Here is a 999-nt window from a genome sequence, read left to right on the forward strand (position 1 = left end):
GAACCGAGGCCCGGAGTGTCCACCTGAACCCACATCGTGGTCAGGCTTGTCAGGAGCGACGCGACGGACTCTGCGACCGCCTGGGCGACCTGGTTGATGATCGAGCCACCCACGGCGCCAGCAACGTCACCGACGACATTTCCCACGCCCTCTCGGGCGAGACACAGGGGGTCAGTCCAGCTGCATCCTTCGTTTTGGCTCTCGAACAGTAGGGTCATGGCCGCCACTCCACAAATCCCGAGAGATTCCCGATCTGGGACGAGCTGACGTTGCTGGTCAAGTACCAGTCGCCGTCGCGCCAAGTGAGTGAGTTGGTCAAGGTGACCAATTCACCAATGGCCGGACCCTCTTTGACGCGATGCGCGGTGGTGATGACGGCACTCTCTGCGCTGATTGAGTCAAATCGGAATCCCGCGAACTCGAGAGCGCGAGTGTCGAACGTGTCGTTACGGCGGGACGGAGCGGGTTCACCGTACGCGGGGTCGTCGGGGTCCAGCCGCGTCCTTGTGAACGCGTCCGGTTCTACTTCATCCGAGGCTGCGTCGAGCCGGTAGTAGGCGGCCGCCAGCAGGGCGCCCTCGGCTGAGTGCGCGAAGCAGGAGTGGATTCCCTGGGATTCCTCCCCTGGGCCAGCATCCTCAATCGTGGGTGCGGCCACCCCGTCGACGAGTTCCCACTCAGTGTCCGGCGCTGACCTCAGCACATCGAGGTCGCCGTTCGGAAGTCCGCAAATGGAGTCGGTTGCGGTGGTGTCGTCGGCAGACGGCGGCCGCTGATCCCCCGAGGGCTCATCGTCACCGCCGGTCAACGCCAGAACCAGGCCCAGCACCACCACCACGACCGCCAGTACGCCGGCCGCGATGAGGCCGGGGCTGGGGCGGCGTCGGTCAGGAGAAGCGCGATCTGTCATGGTGTCCCACCGCTCAGATCAGGGCGCCTACGAGGGCGGCCGCGGCTCCCACAACGACGGCTCCGACAAGCGCCCAGCCGAGGCGCGCC

1 protein-coding gene is annotated in these 999 nt (G+C 65.9%); it reads right to left on the reverse strand.

The annotated features are described in order from the left end of the window. Positions 1-214 precede the first annotated feature (214 nt). Entirely contained in the window at positions 215-910 is a 696-nt protein-coding gene (locus D9V41_RS16060) for a DUF8175 domain-containg protein (RefSeq protein WP_133434226.1), read from the reverse strand. Between the last annotated feature and the right edge of the window lie 89 nt (positions 911-999).

This window comes from Aeromicrobium phragmitis, assembly GCF_003674095.1.
Taxonomy (GTDB): Bacteria; Actinomycetota; Actinomycetes; order Propionibacteriales; family Nocardioidaceae; genus Aeromicrobium; species Aeromicrobium phragmitis.

Coding starts and splice junctions, on each gene's coding strand:
- D9V41_RS16060 (WP_133434226.1), bottom strand. CDS start 910: ATGACAGATCGCGCTTCTCCTGACCGACGCCGCCCCAGCCCCGGCCTC.